This is a genomic window from Arthrobacter zhaoguopingii (assembly GCF_009828605.1).
GTDB classification, from domain to species: Bacteria; Actinomycetota; Actinomycetes; order Actinomycetales; family Micrococcaceae; genus Arthrobacter_D; species Arthrobacter_D zhaoguopingii.
Genome location: NZ_WIAE01000001.1, coordinates 431,836 through 446,698 on the forward strand (window position 1 = coordinate 431,836; position 14,863 = coordinate 446,698).

The window sequence follows — 14,863 nt, forward strand, 5'->3', positions numbered from 1 at the left end:
GCCGCTGGTGGCCTACCGCACTCCAGTGCAGAATGGACAGATGACCGACCAGCTGAACATCCCCGCAGGCAGGAACCCGCTCCCCGCTCCCCGCACCGGTCGGATCCTGGCCGGGGCGGCTCGATGAGCGGTTCGATCGAGGTTCCCGCGGACGCCGGCCAGGGCCTGCGGGTGGTGTGCGGGTACGCCACGCACACCGGGCTGCGCCGTGACAACAACGAGGATTCGCTGATCGCGGCGGACCCGATCTTCGCCGTCGCCGATGGAATGGGCGGCCACGAGGCGGGGGAGGTGGCCAGCGGCCTGTGCGTGCAGACCCTCGGTATGAGCGCGGTCGCCGGCACCCGGCTGCCCCGGCTCACCGCGGAGGACCTTGACGAGCTGGTGCAGGAGGCCGACGCCCGCATCCGGCAGGAGACCAGCGGGCGCGCCGGCACCACCCTCAGCGGCGTGGTGCTCGTCGAGGCGGCCGGCACCCCCCACTGGCTGTTCTTCAATGTCGGAGACTCGCGCACCTACCGCCTGAGCCAGGGACAGTTCGGCCAGATCACCGTCGACCACTCCGAGGTCCAGGAGCTGGTCGACACCGGGCAGATCACCGAGGAACAGGCCCGCACCCACCCGCGCCGGCATGTGGTCACCCGCGCCCTGGGCACGGGCGACGACGCCGAGCCTGACTTCTGGCTGCTGCCGGTGGAGGAGGGGGACCGGATCCTCGTGTGCTCCGACGGGCTCAGTGGTGAACTGACCGACGAGGAGATCTATGGGATCCTCGCCACCGTCGCGGACCCCCAGGAGGCGGCCGACACCCTCATCGAGGCCACCCTGCGCTCCGGTGCGCGGGACAACGTCTCGGTCATCGTCATCGACGCCACGGGAGTCCCGGCGGCGCCCTGAGCCGTGCTAGAACGCCCGGCGGCCTTAGGGCAAGATGGGACGGTGACCTCAGGAACAGAACACGCTCTCAGCACCTCCGGCCCCGCGGACGGCACTCCCAGCGAGGACCTCCGCGAGGAATACCGGAACCTTGCCGACGCCATCCGGGCCCACCGGTACGCGTACTACCAGGAGAACGCCCCGACCGTCTCCGACGCCGAGTTCGACGAACTGTTCCGCCGGCTCGAAACCATCGAGGCCCTGCACCCCGAGCTGGTCGCCAACGACTCCCCGACCCAGGAGGTCGGCGGGGACGTCTCCTCGGCCTTCGCGCCCGTGGAGCACCTCCAGCGCATGTACAGCATCGAGGACGTCTTCTCGCTCGAGGAGCTCACCGTCTGGCTCCGGCGCGCCCAGGCCGGTATCGAGCAGCGCAGCCCGGGCAGCAGCGTCCGCTGGCTTACCGAGCTGAAGATCGACGGCCTGGCCGTCAACTTGCTCTACCGCAACGGGGAACTGGTGCGCGCGGCCACCCGCGGGGACGGCGTCACCGGTGAGGACATCACCCACAACGTGCTCACCATCGCCTCCATCCCGCGGCAGCTCACCGGGGACGACGTCCCCGAAGAGGTCGAGGTCCGCGGCGAGGTGTTCATCCCCTCCAAGGACTTCGCCGCGCTCAACGAGCGCATGGTCGCCGCCGGCAAGGCACCCTTCGCGAACCCGCGGAACGCCGCCGCCGGATCCCTGCGGCAGAAGGACCCGGCCCTGACGGCCGAGCGCCCCCTCGACGCCTACATGCACGGCATCGGTGCGCGCACCGGCCTCGCCGCCGAAGCCCAGTCCGAGACCTACGAGCTGCTGCGCCGCTGGGGCCTGCCGGTCTCGCCCTATTCCGAGGTGCTCGACGACGAGGAAGCGATCGTCGGGTTCATCGAACGCTACGGCGACAAGCGGCACTCGCTGCGCCACGAGATCGACGGGATCGTGGTGAAGGTTGACAGCTTCGCCCTGCAGCGGGCCCTCGGGCACACCTCGCGGGTGCCCCGGTGGTGCGTCGCCTACAAGTACCCGCCCGAGGAGGTCAACACCAAGCTGCTCGACATCCTCGTCAACGTCGGCCGGACCGGGCGGGTGACGCCCTTCGGGCTGATGGAACCGGTCAAGGTGGCCGGCTCGACGGTCAGCATGGCCACCCTCCACAACCAGGAGGTGGTCAAGGCCAAGGGCGTGAAGATCGGCGACATCGTGGTCCTGCGGAAGGCCGGTGACGTCATCCCCGAGATCGTCGGGCCGGTCATCGCGCTGCGCGACAGCCAAGACCCGCCGGTCCGGGACTTTGTCATGCCCACGGAGTGCCCCTCCTGCGGCACGCCCCTGCAGCCGGCGAAGGAGGGCGACGTCGACATCCGCTGCCCCAACGCCCGGTCCTGCCCCTCGCAGCTGCGCGAGCGCGTCTTCCACCTCGCCGGCCGCGGAGCGTTCGACATCGAGGCCCTCGGCTGGGAGGCGGCCATCGCCCTGACCCGGCCCGCCGAGCCGGCGGTGCCGCCGATCACCACCGAGGCACAGATTTTCGACCTGACCCCGGAGATGCTCGCCGATGTGAAGATCGAGAGGGACAAGAAGGTCAAGGGGGAGGTGGTGGGACGCGAACTCGTTCCCTACTTCTACTCCAAGGGAACGGCGAAGAAACCCTCCGAGCCCAGCGTCACCACCCGCAAGCTGTTCGTGGAGCTCGAAAAGGCGAAGAAGCAGCCGCTGTGGCGGGTCCTCGTGGCCCTGTCCATCCGGCACGTCGGGCCCACCGCCTCGCGGGCGCTCGCCACGGCCTTCGGGTCGATGGACCGCATCCGCGCCGCGAGCGAGGAGGAGCTGGCCCACGTCGACGGCGTCGGCCCGACCATCGCGGCCGCGCTGAAGGAGTGGTTCGAGGAGGACTGGCACCGCGAGATCGTCGATTCCTGGGCCGCGGCGGGGGTGCGCATGGAGGACGAGCAGGACGAGTCGGTGCCGCGCACCCTCGAGGGCCTCACCGTCGTCGTCACCGGTTCCCTGGAGCGGTACAACCGGGACGAGGCGAAGGAGGCGATTATCACGCGCGGCGGCAAGGCCTCGGGGTCGGTGTCGAAGAACACGAGCTATGTGGTCGCCGGGGAGAACGCCGGCACCAAGCTGGACAAGGCCGAACAGCTGGGCGTTCCGGTGCTGGACGAGGAGGGCTTCGACCGGCTGCTGGCCGAGGGTCCCGCGGGCCTGGCCGGCGCCGACGCGGGTGCTCAGGACGCCGGCGGTCCGGGTGCAGATGGCCCGGAAGCAGATGGCCCGGAAGCAGATGGCCCGGAAGCAGAAGGTCAGAAAGAAGAAGGTCAAAGCGCGGGTGATCCGGCCGCCGACGCCGTGCACGTGCCCCTGGAGCCGGCTGAAGACTAGACGTCGAGTGTGCGGCACACCCCGCTTCGGGCGGATGGAAGCGTGGTGAGCTGCAGTTTCGGCGGATGCGCGGGGCTACCGATCCCTGGCGAGTTGGCAGCTCACCACCCTTTCGACGCGGGGAAGCGTGGTGAGCTGCAGTTTCGGCGGTGGGATCCCCGAGGGAGGTGGGCGCCCGCCCTCAGCCGAGCAGCCGGTCCGCGAGCGCCTCGGCGCTGGCCCGCGAGGTGCCGTGGGTGTAAACGGCCGGGAGGTCCTGTCCGCCGGCCGGCACGGTTCCGGTGTGGACCCAGGCCGCCCCGGGCAGCAGGGAGTGAACCGCCCGGGCAGCCGCGAGTTGCACGCCGCCGGGGGAGAGATCGTCGGTCAGCACCACCACCCGGCTCTCTGGCGTCAGGCCGAGCGAGCCGATGAGGTCCGCTGTCCCGGCCGGGTCCGGAAGGGCAGACCGCCGGACGGCGGTGCGCCGGGCGAGGGCCGCGGAAAACACGTCGCTGAGCGGGCCCGCGGCGATATTGGCTCGGCCTCGCCCGTCCAGGAGCTGGACCGGGTCCGCCGTCTTACCGTTCCGCGACCAGGACGGCAAGACGCCGGTGAGAGCGCGCCCTGCGGCCTCCACCCAGTCCCGCCCGGAGGGCGTGGGAGCGCCGGTCGAATCCGGTGCCCCGGCGCGGGCTCGCCGCGCCGCCTCCGCGAAGCGCCGGATGCGCCGGGAGGCCGCCTCGATGGAGGCGGGTGTCAGGGTGCCGTCGTCGAGGGCGGCCAGGAGCGCGTCACGCACCTCGAGGTAGTCGTCCTCGTCCGAGGTGCTGCCGGCCTTGGGGCCGAGGTTCGACGGATTGCCGACGCACAGCAGGTCGGCCCCGGCCTTCAGCGCCAGCACCGCGCCGGGGCCGGAGCCGACACCGGCCCGGACCGCCGCCATGTCGAGGGCGTCGGTGACCAGGAGCCCGTCGTGGCCGAGTTCCCTAAGCAGGGCGACGGCGGCGGGGTTGAGGGTCGCAGGCAGTTCGCCGAGCTCCGGGATCACGATGTGGGCGCTCATCACCGCAGCCACACCCTGCTCCACCGCGGCGGCGAAGGGCGGAAGGTGGTCCCGGCGCATCTCCTCGAGGCTCAGCTCCACCCGCGGCAGTTCGAGGTGGGAGTCGGTGCTGGTGTCGCCGTGGCCGGGGAAGTGCTTGGCGCAGGCCCCGACGCCGGCTGACTGCAGGCCGCGGACCAACGCCGCCGTGTGCGCGGAGACGCGGGCGGTGTCGGCCCCGAAGGACCGCACCCCGATGATGGGGTTGAGCGGATTGGTGTTCACATCCGCTACCGGAGCCAGCACCAGGTTCACCCCGGCGGCGCGCGCGAGGACGCCGATGTCGCGGCCGGCGTCCTCGGTCAGCCCGGTGTCGTCCAGGACACCGAGGACGGCGGCGCCGGGGATGCCGGAGCCGGCGGCGGACTGAAGGCGGGTCACATTGCCGCCCTCCTCGTCGATGCCGATGACCGCGTCCGGGTTGGCGGCCAGGACCGCCTCCGAGAGCCGGCCCACCGCGCCCGGTGAACCCGGGTCGATGTTCTGGCTGAAGTACACGACGCCGCCCAGCCCGTTCCGCAGCGCCTCCTCCAGCCAGGCGGGCAGGGCAGTGCCCAGGAACCCGGGAAGGATGACGCTGTTGACCAGGCGGAGGCGGTCGGCGGCGTTCACCCCTTCACCGCCCCGGACACCAGTCCGCCGCTGAGCCGGCGCTGCACGAGGATGAAGAAGATCATCACCGGCAGGGTGATCAGGGTCGAGCCGGCCATCACGTAGCCCCACTCGTTGGAGTTCTCCCCGAAGAACTGCTGGAGGCCCACGGCGACCGTGTAGGTGGAGGGGCTGTCCATGAAGGTCAGGGCGAAGATGAACTCGTTCCACGCGATGATGAAGGCGAACACGCTGGTGGCCACGAGCCCGGGCGCGACCAGGGGCAGCAGCACCGACCAGAACATGCGCCCCCAACTGGCGCCGTCGATGTACGCGGCCTCCTCGAGCTCAACGGGCACCGCCGCCACGAAGCCGCGGAGCATCCAGATGGCGAAGGGGAGGGAGAACGCCACGTAGACGATGATCAGGCCCAGGAAGGAGTTGAGCAGCTGCAGGTCCCGTACCTGGATGAACAGCGGGATGACCAGGGCCTCCAGCGGCACCATCTGGATGATCAGGATCAGCATGAGGATGCCGGTGCGGAACCGGAACCGGAACCGGGCGACGGCGACGGCGGCGAAGAGGGCGAGGATCCCGGAGAGCACCACCGTTGACACCGCCACGATGGCGGAGTTGCGCAGGAAGGTGCCAAAGCCCGCCTCGGAGAGAACGTAGCTGAAGTTCTCAAGCGTCGGCTCGGCCGGGAACAGCGACTGGGCCCCGCCCGTGGCGCGCCCGTCGAAGGCGCTGCTGATCATCCAGTAGGTCGGGAAGAGGGTGAACAGCAGCAGTGCAGCGACGGCGGCCGCCTTCCAGGCGAGCAGCCACCGTGCCCGGCGGCTGCGTGGCCGGCGGGCCGGGATGCGCACGGCGTCCGGCGTCGAGGGTGCCGACGGTGCTTTCACTTTTCCTCCTTGAACAGCGTGCGGACGTAGACGACGCTGATGGCCAGCAGCAGCACGGTGAGCAGGACGGCGATGGCCGAGCCGAACCCGTACCGGTTCTGGGCGAACGACTCCACGTAGGACCACACGCCGAGGTTGAACACGGAACGGTTCGAGCCCGATCCGCCGGGCTGGAGGTAGATCTGCGCGAACACCTTGAAATCCCAGATGGTGGAGAGGATCACCACGACCGCGAAGACGGGCCGAAGGGTGGGGAAGGTGATCGAAAAGAAGCGGCGGACGGCGCCGGCGCCGTCGACGGTTGCCGCCTCGAGCATCTCCTTGGAGACCCCGAGCAGGCCGGCCAGCACGGTGATCGCCACGAAGGGGAACCCGTGGTGGATGATGTTGACCAGGACCACGGCGTAGAAGGACCAGCGGTCGGTGAACCAGTTGTGCGGCTCATCAAGCAGGCCCACGCCCTGCAGGAACTGGCTGACGATGCCGCGGTCGGCGTCGAAGATCCAGATCCACACATAGGTGCCGGTCACGGCGGGCATCGCCCACGCCACCATGACGGCGCTGCTGACGACGGTGCGCCAGAGGCGGTCCAGGCTGGCCAGCAGCAGGGCCACCAGGGTGCCGAGGATCACGGTTCCGCCCACGGCGGCCACCGCGAATCCCACGGTGTTGGGAAGGACGACCGTCCAGAGGGCCGGGTCCGCGAAGACCTCGGCGTAGTTGGCGAAGCCGATGTAGTTCGAGCGTCCGCTGACGATTTCGCGCAGCCCGTAGTCCTGGAAGGAGATGAGCACAACCCGGGCGAGCGGCCAGAGCAGCAGCACGGCGAGCACCGCGAGGGCAGGGGCCAGGAGCAGCCACGGCCGGACCGTTGACAGGCGCAGCCTGCCCGGCCGGCGGCGCTGGGGCGGGGTCGGGCCGGTGGCCGCACGCGGTGCCGGGCGTGCGGCTCCAGCCTTGGTGGGGGTGGTCAAAGAACTACTTTCCGTTCAGCAGTTCTTCGATCTCGGTGGCGGCGTCCTCGGTCGCCTGGTCGACGCTCTTGTCGCCCGAGAGGATTGACTGGATCATCGCCGGAACCGTCTTCTTCGCTTCCACGGCGCCCCAGCCCGGAGCGACGGGAACCGAGGTTCCGGCTTCGACCATCTGGGTGGCGAACGGCTTGACCAGCGGGTCGTCGGACTTGGCCGCTTCCTCGAGCAGGGAGGCCTGGCCGGGGAAGTAGTTGGTCTGTTCGGCCCACTCGGCCGCCGTCTCACCGGTGGTCATCATCTCGACGAACTTCCAGGCCAGTTCCTGCTTCTCGGATCCCTCGAACACGCTCAGGTGGGAGCCGCCCAGGAAGGAGGGGCTGTAGCCGGACTCGGGGCCGGGAATCGGGAAGGCGCCGATCTTGCCCTCGAGGTCGGGGTTCTGCTCAAGGATCGCCGGCATCGCCCAGGACCCCATGGTGGCCATTGAGAGGTTGCCCTTGACGAAGTTGTCGAGCACGTCCTTCTCGTTCCAGGTGGTGGCCCCGGCGGAGGACAGGCCGTCCTTCAGGGCGAGGTCGGTGTAGAACTTCACGCCCTCACGGGCTTCGGGGGAGTCAAGGCCGGAGGACCAGGTATCACCCTCCTGTTCGGCGAGCTCGGCACCCGCCCCCCAGATGAAGGGGTAGGCCAGGTAGGCGGAGTCTCCGGGAACGGCGAACGGCGTCATCTCGGGCTCGGCCTCCTTCAGGGCAAGGCCGGCCTCGCGCAGCTCGTCCCACGAGGTGGGAGGGGTCAGGCCGTGCTTTTCGAAGATGTCCGTGCGGTACACGACGGAGCGGACTCCGGCGTACCACGGCATGCCGTAGAGACTGTCCTCGAGGGTGCCGGCTTCCACCAGGCCTTCGACGAGGTCGTCCTTCAGCCCGGCCTTCTCGATCTGCTCGTCGAGCGGGGCCAGGGCGCCGGCTTCGGCGAACTCCGCGGTCCACGTGCTTCCGGTTTCGGCGACGTCCGGGGTCGTGTTCCCGGCGATGGACGTGACGAACTTGTCGTGGGCCTCGGCCCATTGAACGAACTGCACCTCGAGGGTGGCGCCGGTTTCTTCCTTGAACTCGGATTTCACTCCCTCGAAGAAGCTTTCGGCGTCGGGATTTGTCCCCTCCATGATCCAGACGCTGAGCGTCTCGCCCTCGGCGTCGGAACCGCCGCCGTTTCCACATGCTGTCAGCGCCAGTGCTGCCACTGCAGTCACGGCCATTGAACACTTGAGCTTTCTCACTTGCTGTCCCCTCCATCGCGGCGAAGGCGGCGGCATCGGAATCTGCCACGGCCCATAGAGTGAAAGTAATCTCCGTCACAGGCTAAGTCAACGTAACTGAATTCCAGACACGCCGGGCCGGGAACCGTGCCTGAAAACACACCGCGGTCCGGCGTGGTGCAGTGGCGCCGGGAGTAAAATCGACTTTTTATTCTCGATGAAGGACACCGTGGAAACCGCACGCACCGACTCCTCCCGCCCCGCCGACACCCTCTCGATCCGCCCGGTCCTGCCCAGCGACTACGACGAGGTGGCGCGCATCACCCGCACGGCCTACCTCGAGGCCGGCTACTTCGCCGACGAGGACCACCCCTACATGGCGGTGCTCTCGGACGTCGCCCACCGGGCCGAGCACGCCCAGATCTGGGTCGCCGAGCGCGACGGCCGGGTGGTGGGCTCGGTGGCGCTGACCTTCGAAGGGCAGCGGTACACCGACATCGCCATCGCCGGGGAGCTCGAGTTCCGCATGCTCGCCGTCGACCCCGCCGTGCAGCGCGGCGGCATCGGCCGGGCCATGGTCGAGGCGATCATCGCCCACGCCCGGACCCTGCCCGGCATCAACGCCGTCAGCCTCACCAGCGGATCCAACATGGTGCGCGCGCACCGGCTCTACGAGTCCATGGGCTTCCACCGCGTCCCCGAGCGCGACTGGCTCGTGCCCAACGAAGACATCCTGCTCTGGGTCTTCCGCCTGGAGCTCTAGGGCCGGTCTCCTGAGAGCCCTTCGGGCGGCTTCCGCGGTGCCCGCCCAGGCCCTGTCCGCCCGTAGACTAGAGGCAGACACCCATCCACTTCCAGGGGAGATCCATGGCTGAGATTAACCGTGAGGACGTCGCGCATCTGGCGCGGCTGGCGCACATCGACATGAGTTCCGAGGAACTCGACCGCATGGCCGGCGAGCTGGCCGTCATCGTGGATTCGATCAAGAGCGTCAGCGAGGTGGCCGGCGACGACGTCCCCGCCACCAGCCACCCGATTCCGCTGAGCAACGTCTACCGCGACGACGTCGTGGGGGAGACGCTCAGCAACGAGGAGGCCCTCGCCGGCGCCCCCGACAACGCCGACGGACGCTTTCGGGTCCCTGCAATCCTGGACGGGGAGTAACCCAATGAGTGAAATCATCCGACTGAGCGCCGCCGCGCTCGCGCAGAAGCTGCAGTCGCGCGAGGTCTCCGCCGTCGACGCCACGCAGGCGCACCTCGACCGGATCGCCGCCGTGGACGGCTCGATCAACGCGTTCCTCCACGTCAACACCGAGGAGGCGCTCCTCGTGGCCGCCGAGGTCGACAAGGCCCGGGCCGACGGCGACACCCTGCACCCGCTGGCCGGTGTGCCGATCGCGGTCAAGGACCTCATCGTCACCAAGGGCCAGCCCACCACGGCGGGTTCGAAAATCCTCGAGGGCTGGCACAGCCCCTACGACGCCACGGTGATCCGCCGGCTGCGCGAGGCGCGGATGCCGATCCTGGGCAAGACCAACCTCGACGAGTTCGCCATGGGTTCCTCCACCGAGCACTCAGCGTTCGGGCCCACCCGCAACCCCTGGGACCTCGACCGCATCCCGGGCGGCTCCGGCGGAGGCTCCGCCGCCGCCGTCGCCGCCTTCGAGGCGCCGCTGGCCCTGGGCACCGATACCGGCGGCTCGATCCGCCAGCCCGGCGCCGTCACCGGCACCGTCGGCGTCAAGCCGACCTACGGCGGCGTCTCGCGCTACGGTGCGATCGCCATGGCGTCCTCCCTGGACCAGATCGGCCCGGTCTCGCGCACTGTGCTCGACTCCGCGCTGCTGCACGAGATCATCGGCGGCCATGACCCGCACGACTCCACCTCCCTCACCGACCCCGTCGGCGCCCTCGTCGAGGCCGCCCGGCGCGGCGAGGTGAAGGGCCTGCGGGTCGGCGTCATCAGGGAACTCTCGGGCGAGGGCTACCAGACCGGCGTCCTGAACCGCTTCGCGGAATCCCTTGAGCTGCTCCGCGGCGCCGGCGCCGAGATCGTCGAGGTCTCCTGCCCGAACTTCAAGTACGCCCTGGGCGCCTACTACCTGATCATGCCCTCGGAGGCCTCGAGCAACCTCGCCAAGTACGACGGCGTGCGCTTCGGGCTGCGCGTGGTGCCCGAGGGTGCCCCGACGATCGAGCGCGTCATGGGCGCCACCCGCGCCGCCGGCTTCGGCGACGAGGTCAAGCGCCGCATCATCCTGGGCACCTACGCCCTGAGCGCCGGCTACTACGACGCCTACTACGGTTCCGCCCAGAAGGTGCGCACCCTGATCCAGCGCGACTTCAACGCCGCCTTCACCCAGGCCGACGTCCTGATCTCCCCGACGGCGCCCACCACGGCGTTCCGCCTGGGCGAGAAGCTCGACGATCCGCTGGCGATGTACCTCAACGACGTCGCCACCATCCCCGCGAACATGGCCGGCATCCCGGGGCTGTCCCTGCCCAACGGGCTCGCCGACGAGGACAACCTGCCGGTCGGCATCCAGCTGTTGGCCCCTGCGCGCCAGGACGCCCGGCTCTACCGGGTCGGCGCCGTGCTCGAATCACTGCTTGAAGACAAGTGGGGCGGACCGCTGCTCGCGCAGGCCCCCGAGATTGCGGGAGTGAAGTAAATGACTGCTGTACACGACGAGGTCCTGTCCTTCGACGAGGCCATGGAGAAGTACGACCCGGCGCTCGGCTTCGAGGTGCACGTCGAGCTGAACACTCGGACCAAGATGTTCTCCTCGGCCCCCAACGGCTTCGGGGACACCCCGAACACCAACATCACCCCGGTGGACCTCGGCCTGCCCGGGGTGCTTCCGGTGGTCAACCGCGTCGCCGTGGAGTCCTCGATCAAGATCGGGCTGGCCCTGGGCTGCAAGATCGCCGAGCGCAGCCACTTCGCCCGGAAGAACTACTTCTACCCGGACACCCCGAAGAACTTCCAGACCTCCCAGTACGACGAGCCGATCGCCTACGACGGCGCGATCGACATCGAACTGGCCGACGGCACCGTGTTCACCGTGGAGATCGAGCGGGCGCACATGGAGGAGGACGCCGGGAAGCTGACCCACATGGGCGGGGCCACCGGCCGCATCCAGGGCGCCGAGTTCTCCCTCGTCGACTACAACCGGGCGGGCGTGCCGCTGGTGGAGATCGTCACCAAGCCCATCCTGGGCGCGGGCCGGCGCGCACCGGAGCTGGCGAAGGCGTACGTGGCCGCCATCCGGGAGATCGTCAAGAACCTCGGGGTCTCCGACGCCCGCATGGAGCGCGGCAACGTGCGCTGCGACGCGAACGTCTCCCTGATGCCCAAGGGCAGCACCACCCTGGGGACCCGCACCGAGACCAAGAACGTGAACTCCCTGCGGTCGGTCGAGCACGCGGTGACCTATGAGATCCAGCGGCACGCCGCGGTCCTGGACTCCGGTGCGGTGATCGTGCAGGAGACCCGCCACTGGCACGAGGACACCCGCTCCACCACCGCCGGCAGGCCCAAGTCCGACGCCGACGACTACCGGTACTTCCCGGAGCCGGACCTGGTTCCCGTCGTCACCAACGACGCGTGGATCGAGAAGCTGCGCTCGGAGCTGCCCGAACCGCCCGCCGAGCGCCGCAAGCGCCTTCAGGCCGACTGGGGTTACTCCGACGCCGAGTTCCGCGACGTCGTCAACGCCGGCGTGATGTCCTCGGTCGAGGACACGGTCGCCGCCGGCGTCAGCCCCGCCGTCGCCCGCAAGTGGTGGATGGGCGAGATTTCCCGCCGCGCCAAGATCGCCGACGTCGAGCCCGCTGAACTGGGCGTCACCCCCGAGCTGATCGTCGAACTGAACGCACTGATCGAATCGGGCAAGATCAACGACAAGCTCTCCCGCGAGGTGCTCGACGGCGTCCTGGCCGGCGAGGGCACCCCGGCCGAGGTCGTTGAGGCGCGCGGCCTCGCGGTTGTCTCCGACGACGGCCCCCTCCTCGAGGCCATCGACGGCGCCCTGGCGGCCCAGCCGGACGTCGCGGAGAAGATCCGCGGCGGCAAGGTCCAGGCCGTGGGCGCCATCGTGGGCGGCGTCATGAAGGCCACCCGCGGCCAGGCCGACGCCGGCCGGGTGCGCGAGCTGATCCTGCAGCGCCTGGGCGTCGAAGGCTGACGCACGGCGTCCCTGTGCACCGGCAACTGCCCACCGACAGCACCCTGTCGGTGGGCAGTCGGCTTTCCGGGAGGCCGCCGCCACCGGCGGCCCGCCTCGGGGCCGGTGACCACTGATAATCTTGCGGTGGTTGTCACAACAGCCACCCGAGTTGCACCAGCTCGCCGCCGGCGGATCCAGCCGGCTGTGCGGAATTGGCGCGGAAGGAAGATGGAGTGAAGGCGCTGTACAAGTCCGGGGCGCATCCCGGGTTCGAACTGGTCGACCGTCCCGAGCCGACGGTGGGCCTCGGAGAAGTGAAGATCCGGGTCATGACCACCGGGATCTGCGGAACCGATCTCCACATCGAGTCCTGGGACTCCTGGGCGCAGGGCATGATCAATGCCCCACTGATCCCCGGCCATGAGTTCTACGGCGAGGTGGTCGAACTCGGCGGCGGCGTCCGCGACGTGAAGATCGGCGACCGGGTCTCCGGCGAGGGGCACATCGTCTGCGGCATCTGCCGGAACTGCCGCGCCGGGCGGCGCCAGATGTGCATCCGCACCTCAAGCGTGGGCGTCCAGCGCGACGGCGCCTTCGCCGAGTACGTCGTTCTCCCCGAAACGAACGTCTGGGTGCACCACGACGAAATCACCCCAGAGCTCGGGGCCGTCTTCGACCCCTTCGGCAACGCCGTCCACACGGCCCTGAGCTTCCCGCTGGTCGGCGAGGACGTCCTCATCACCGGGGCGGGCCCGATCGGACTCATGGCCGTCGCCGTCGCCCGCCATGCCGGGGCGAGGAAGATCGCCATCACCGACATCGCAGCGCCGCGCCTTGAGCTCGCCCGCGCCGTCGGGGCCGACATGGCCATCGACGTCAGCCGCATGCGCATCAGCGAAGCGCAGAAGGAACTCGGGATGAAGGAGGGCTTCGACATCGGCATGGAAATGTCGGGACACGCCTCCGCCCTCCCCGAAATGATCGACAACATGACCCATGGAGGGCGCATCGCCATGCTCGGCCTGCCGTCCGCGCCCATCACCATCGACTGGGCCAAGGTCGTCACCCACATGCTGACGATCAAGGGCATCTACGGCCGCGAAATGTTCGAGACCTGGCACGCCATGAGTGCAATGCTTCAGTCCAACCCCGTCCTGCGGGAGGCGGTTGCGGACATTGTCACCGACACCCTGCCGGCGTCGCAGTGGCAGGCAGGCTTCGACACCGCGCGCCGCGGAGCAAGCGGCAAGGTGGTCCTCGACTGGACCTCCCTCTAACCTCCGGCGCCTCCCGGACCTCCGCGGTCCCCGCCAACCCCAGCCGTTCCACCTCCAGCCGTCCCATCCTTCAAGGAGCAGCGACATGTACACCTCCATCCGCGACCAGCTCACCGGTGAGCTTGAGGAGATCCGCAGCGCGGGGCTGTTCAAGCACGAGCGCACCATCTCCTCGCCCCAGTCAAGCCACATCCGGGCCGGGCTGCGCACCGGAGGGTCCGCCGAGGTCCTGAACTTCTGCGCCAACAACTACCTGGGCCTTGCGGACCACCCGCAGATCATCGAGGCCGCGAAGAGCGCCCTCGACGAGCGCGGGTTCGGCATGGCCTCGGTGCGCTTCATCTGCGGCACCCAGGATCTCCACCTTGAGCTGGAGCGGCGGGTGTCGCAGTTCCTCGGAACCGACGACACCATCCTCTTCTCCTCCTGCTTCGACGCCAACGGGGGAGTCTTCGAATCCCTGCTCTCGGCGGAGGACGCCGTCATCTCCGATGCGCTGAACCACGCCTCGATCATCGACGGCATCCGCCTGAGCAAGGCACAGCGCTTCCGGTACGCCAACCGGGACATGGCCGACCTCGAGGCGAAGCTCAAGGAGGCGTCCTCGGCACGGCGCCGCCTGATCGTCACCGACGGGATCTTCTCGATGGACGGCTACCTCGCCCCGCTCAAAGCCATCTGCGACCTTGCCGACCGGTACGACGCGATGGTCATGGTCGATGACTCGCACGCCGTCGGCTTCATGGGCCCGACCGGCGCCGGCACCCCCGAACACGCAGGTGTCGGGGACCGCGTCGACATCTACACCGGAACGTTCGGCAAGGCCCTGGGCGGGGCGTCGGGCGGCTACGTCGCCGCCCGCCGCGAGATCGTCGAGGTACTCCGTCAGCGCGCCCGGCCCTACCTGTTCTCGAACTCCCTGGCACCCTCGATCGTGGCCGCGACCCTGACCGCCCTGGACCTGGTCCAGAACAGCGCCGAGCTGCGCGCCACCCTCGTCGAAAACGCGGCCCACTTCCGCCGCCGGATGACGGAGGAGGGCTTCGAGCTGCTCGAGGGCGAGCACGCGATCATCCCGGTGATGTTCGGCGACGCGGTCCTCGCGGCGAAGACCGCCGACGCCATGCTGGCCCACGGGGTCTTCGTCACCGCCTTCAGCTACCCGGTGGTGCCCAAGGGCGCCGCGCGCATCCGCGTCCAGCTCTCCGCCGCGCACAGCAGCGAGGACATCGAGGCCTGCGTCCGGGCGTTCGTCGCAGCCCGCTCCGAAACCGCAGCCGGCTAGGGTCCCGAA

The 14,863-nt window shown here is 69.4% G+C and carries 12 protein-coding genes; 8 read left to right on the forward strand and 4 right to left on the reverse strand.

Annotated elements, in window-relative coordinates:
* The first annotated feature begins 123 nt into the window (after positions 1 to 123).
* A complete protein-coding gene (locus GVV77_RS01895; protein ID WP_159615833.1) occupies positions 124 to 897 on the forward strand; it encodes a PP2C family protein-serine/threonine phosphatase in 774 nt (257 codons plus the stop codon).
* A gap of 42 nt (positions 898 to 939) precedes the next feature.
* Complete coding sequence (gene ligA, locus GVV77_RS01900) at positions 940 to 3,309, forward strand: NAD-dependent DNA ligase LigA (protein ID WP_159615835.1); 2,370 nt, start codon at positions 940 to 942, stop codon at positions 3,307 to 3,309.
* 181 nt (positions 3,310 to 3,490) lie between these two features.
* Here ligA and GVV77_RS01905 read toward each other — a convergent pair whose 3' ends face one another.
* From GVV77_RS01905 to GVV77_RS01920, 4 genes are all read right to left on the reverse strand, one after another.
* Positions 3,491 to 5,005, reverse strand: coding sequence for a glycoside hydrolase family 3 protein (locus GVV77_RS01905; RefSeq protein ID WP_159615837.1), 1,515 nt, complete (start codon positions 5,003 to 5,005; stop codon positions 3,491 to 3,493).
* The gene (locus GVV77_RS01910; RefSeq protein ID WP_425483331.1) at positions 5,002 to 5,847 is read right to left on the reverse strand and encodes a carbohydrate ABC transporter permease; all 846 of its coding nucleotides are present in this window, start codon (positions 5,845 to 5,847) and stop codon (positions 5,002 to 5,004) included. Before GVV77_RS01910 ends, GVV77_RS01905 begins: the two co-directional genes overlap by 4 nt.
* Positions 5,848 to 5,885: 38 nt before the next feature.
* The gene (locus GVV77_RS01915) at positions 5,886 to 6,773 is read right to left on the reverse strand and encodes a carbohydrate ABC transporter permease (RefSeq protein WP_201291398.1); all 888 of its coding nucleotides are present in this window, start codon (positions 6,771 to 6,773) and stop codon (positions 5,886 to 5,888) included.
* Between the two features lie 94 nt (positions 6,774 to 6,867).
* Positions 6,868 to 8,142: a sugar ABC transporter substrate-binding protein gene (locus GVV77_RS01920; protein ID WP_246199567.1), complete on the reverse strand. Its 1,275-nt coding sequence runs from the start codon at positions 8,140 to 8,142 to the stop codon at positions 6,868 to 6,870.
* 208 nt (positions 8,143 to 8,350) lie between these two features.
* On the opposite strand from GVV77_RS01920, the gene GVV77_RS01925 reads away from it, so the two are divergent.
* The 6 genes from GVV77_RS01925 (at position 8,351) to GVV77_RS01950 (ending at position 14,854) form a co-directional block, all read left to right on the forward strand.
* A complete protein-coding gene (locus tag GVV77_RS01925; RefSeq protein ID WP_246199568.1) occupies positions 8,351 to 8,884 on the forward strand; it encodes a GNAT family N-acetyltransferase in 534 nt (177 codons plus the stop codon).
* A gap of 104 nt (positions 8,885 to 8,988) precedes the next feature.
* The gene (gatC, locus tag GVV77_RS01930) at positions 8,989 to 9,285 is read left to right on the forward strand and encodes an Asp-tRNA(Asn)/Glu-tRNA(Gln) amidotransferase subunit GatC (protein ID WP_120166793.1); all 297 of its coding nucleotides are present in this window, start codon (positions 8,989 to 8,991) and stop codon (positions 9,283 to 9,285) included.
* Between the two features lie 4 nt (positions 9,286 to 9,289).
* On the forward strand, positions 9,290 to 10,795 hold the full coding sequence (gatA, locus tag GVV77_RS01935; RefSeq protein ID WP_159615845.1) for an Asp-tRNA(Asn)/Glu-tRNA(Gln) amidotransferase subunit GatA: 1,506 nt from the start codon (positions 9,290 to 9,292) through the stop codon (positions 10,793 to 10,795).
* Positions 10,796 to 12,310, forward strand: coding sequence for an Asp-tRNA(Asn)/Glu-tRNA(Gln) amidotransferase subunit GatB (gene gatB / locus GVV77_RS01940; protein ID WP_159615847.1), 1,515 nt, complete (start codon positions 10,796 to 10,798; stop codon positions 12,308 to 12,310). It abuts the gene before it with no gap.
* Between the two features lie 215 nt (positions 12,311 to 12,525).
* A complete protein-coding gene (gene tdh / locus GVV77_RS01945; RefSeq protein ID WP_159615849.1) occupies positions 12,526 to 13,569 on the forward strand; it encodes an L-threonine 3-dehydrogenase in 1,044 nt (347 codons plus the stop codon).
* 85 nt (positions 13,570 to 13,654) lie between these two features.
* A complete protein-coding gene (locus tag GVV77_RS01950) occupies positions 13,655 to 14,854 on the forward strand; it encodes a glycine C-acetyltransferase (RefSeq protein WP_159615851.1) in 1,200 nt (399 codons plus the stop codon).
* Positions 14,855 to 14,863: the final 9 nt, after the last annotated feature.

Excerpts from the sequence above, each read along its gene's own strand:
- GVV77_RS01950 (WP_159615851.1), top strand. The coding sequence starts at position 13,655 with ATGTACACCTCCATCCGCGACCAGCTCACCGGTGAGCTTGAGGAGATC.
- gatB (WP_159615847.1), top strand. The coding sequence starts at position 10,796 with ATGACTGCTGTACACGACGAGGTCCTGTCCTTCGACGAGGCCATGGAG.
- GVV77_RS01895 (WP_159615833.1), top strand. The coding sequence starts at position 124 with ATGAGCGGTTCGATCGAGGTTCCCGCGGACGCCGGCCAGGGCCTGCGG.
- gatC (WP_120166793.1), top strand. The coding sequence starts at position 8,989 with ATGGCTGAGATTAACCGTGAGGACGTCGCGCATCTGGCGCGGCTGGCG.
- gatA (WP_159615845.1), top strand. The coding sequence starts at position 9,290 with ATGAGTGAAATCATCCGACTGAGCGCCGCCGCGCTCGCGCAGAAGCTG.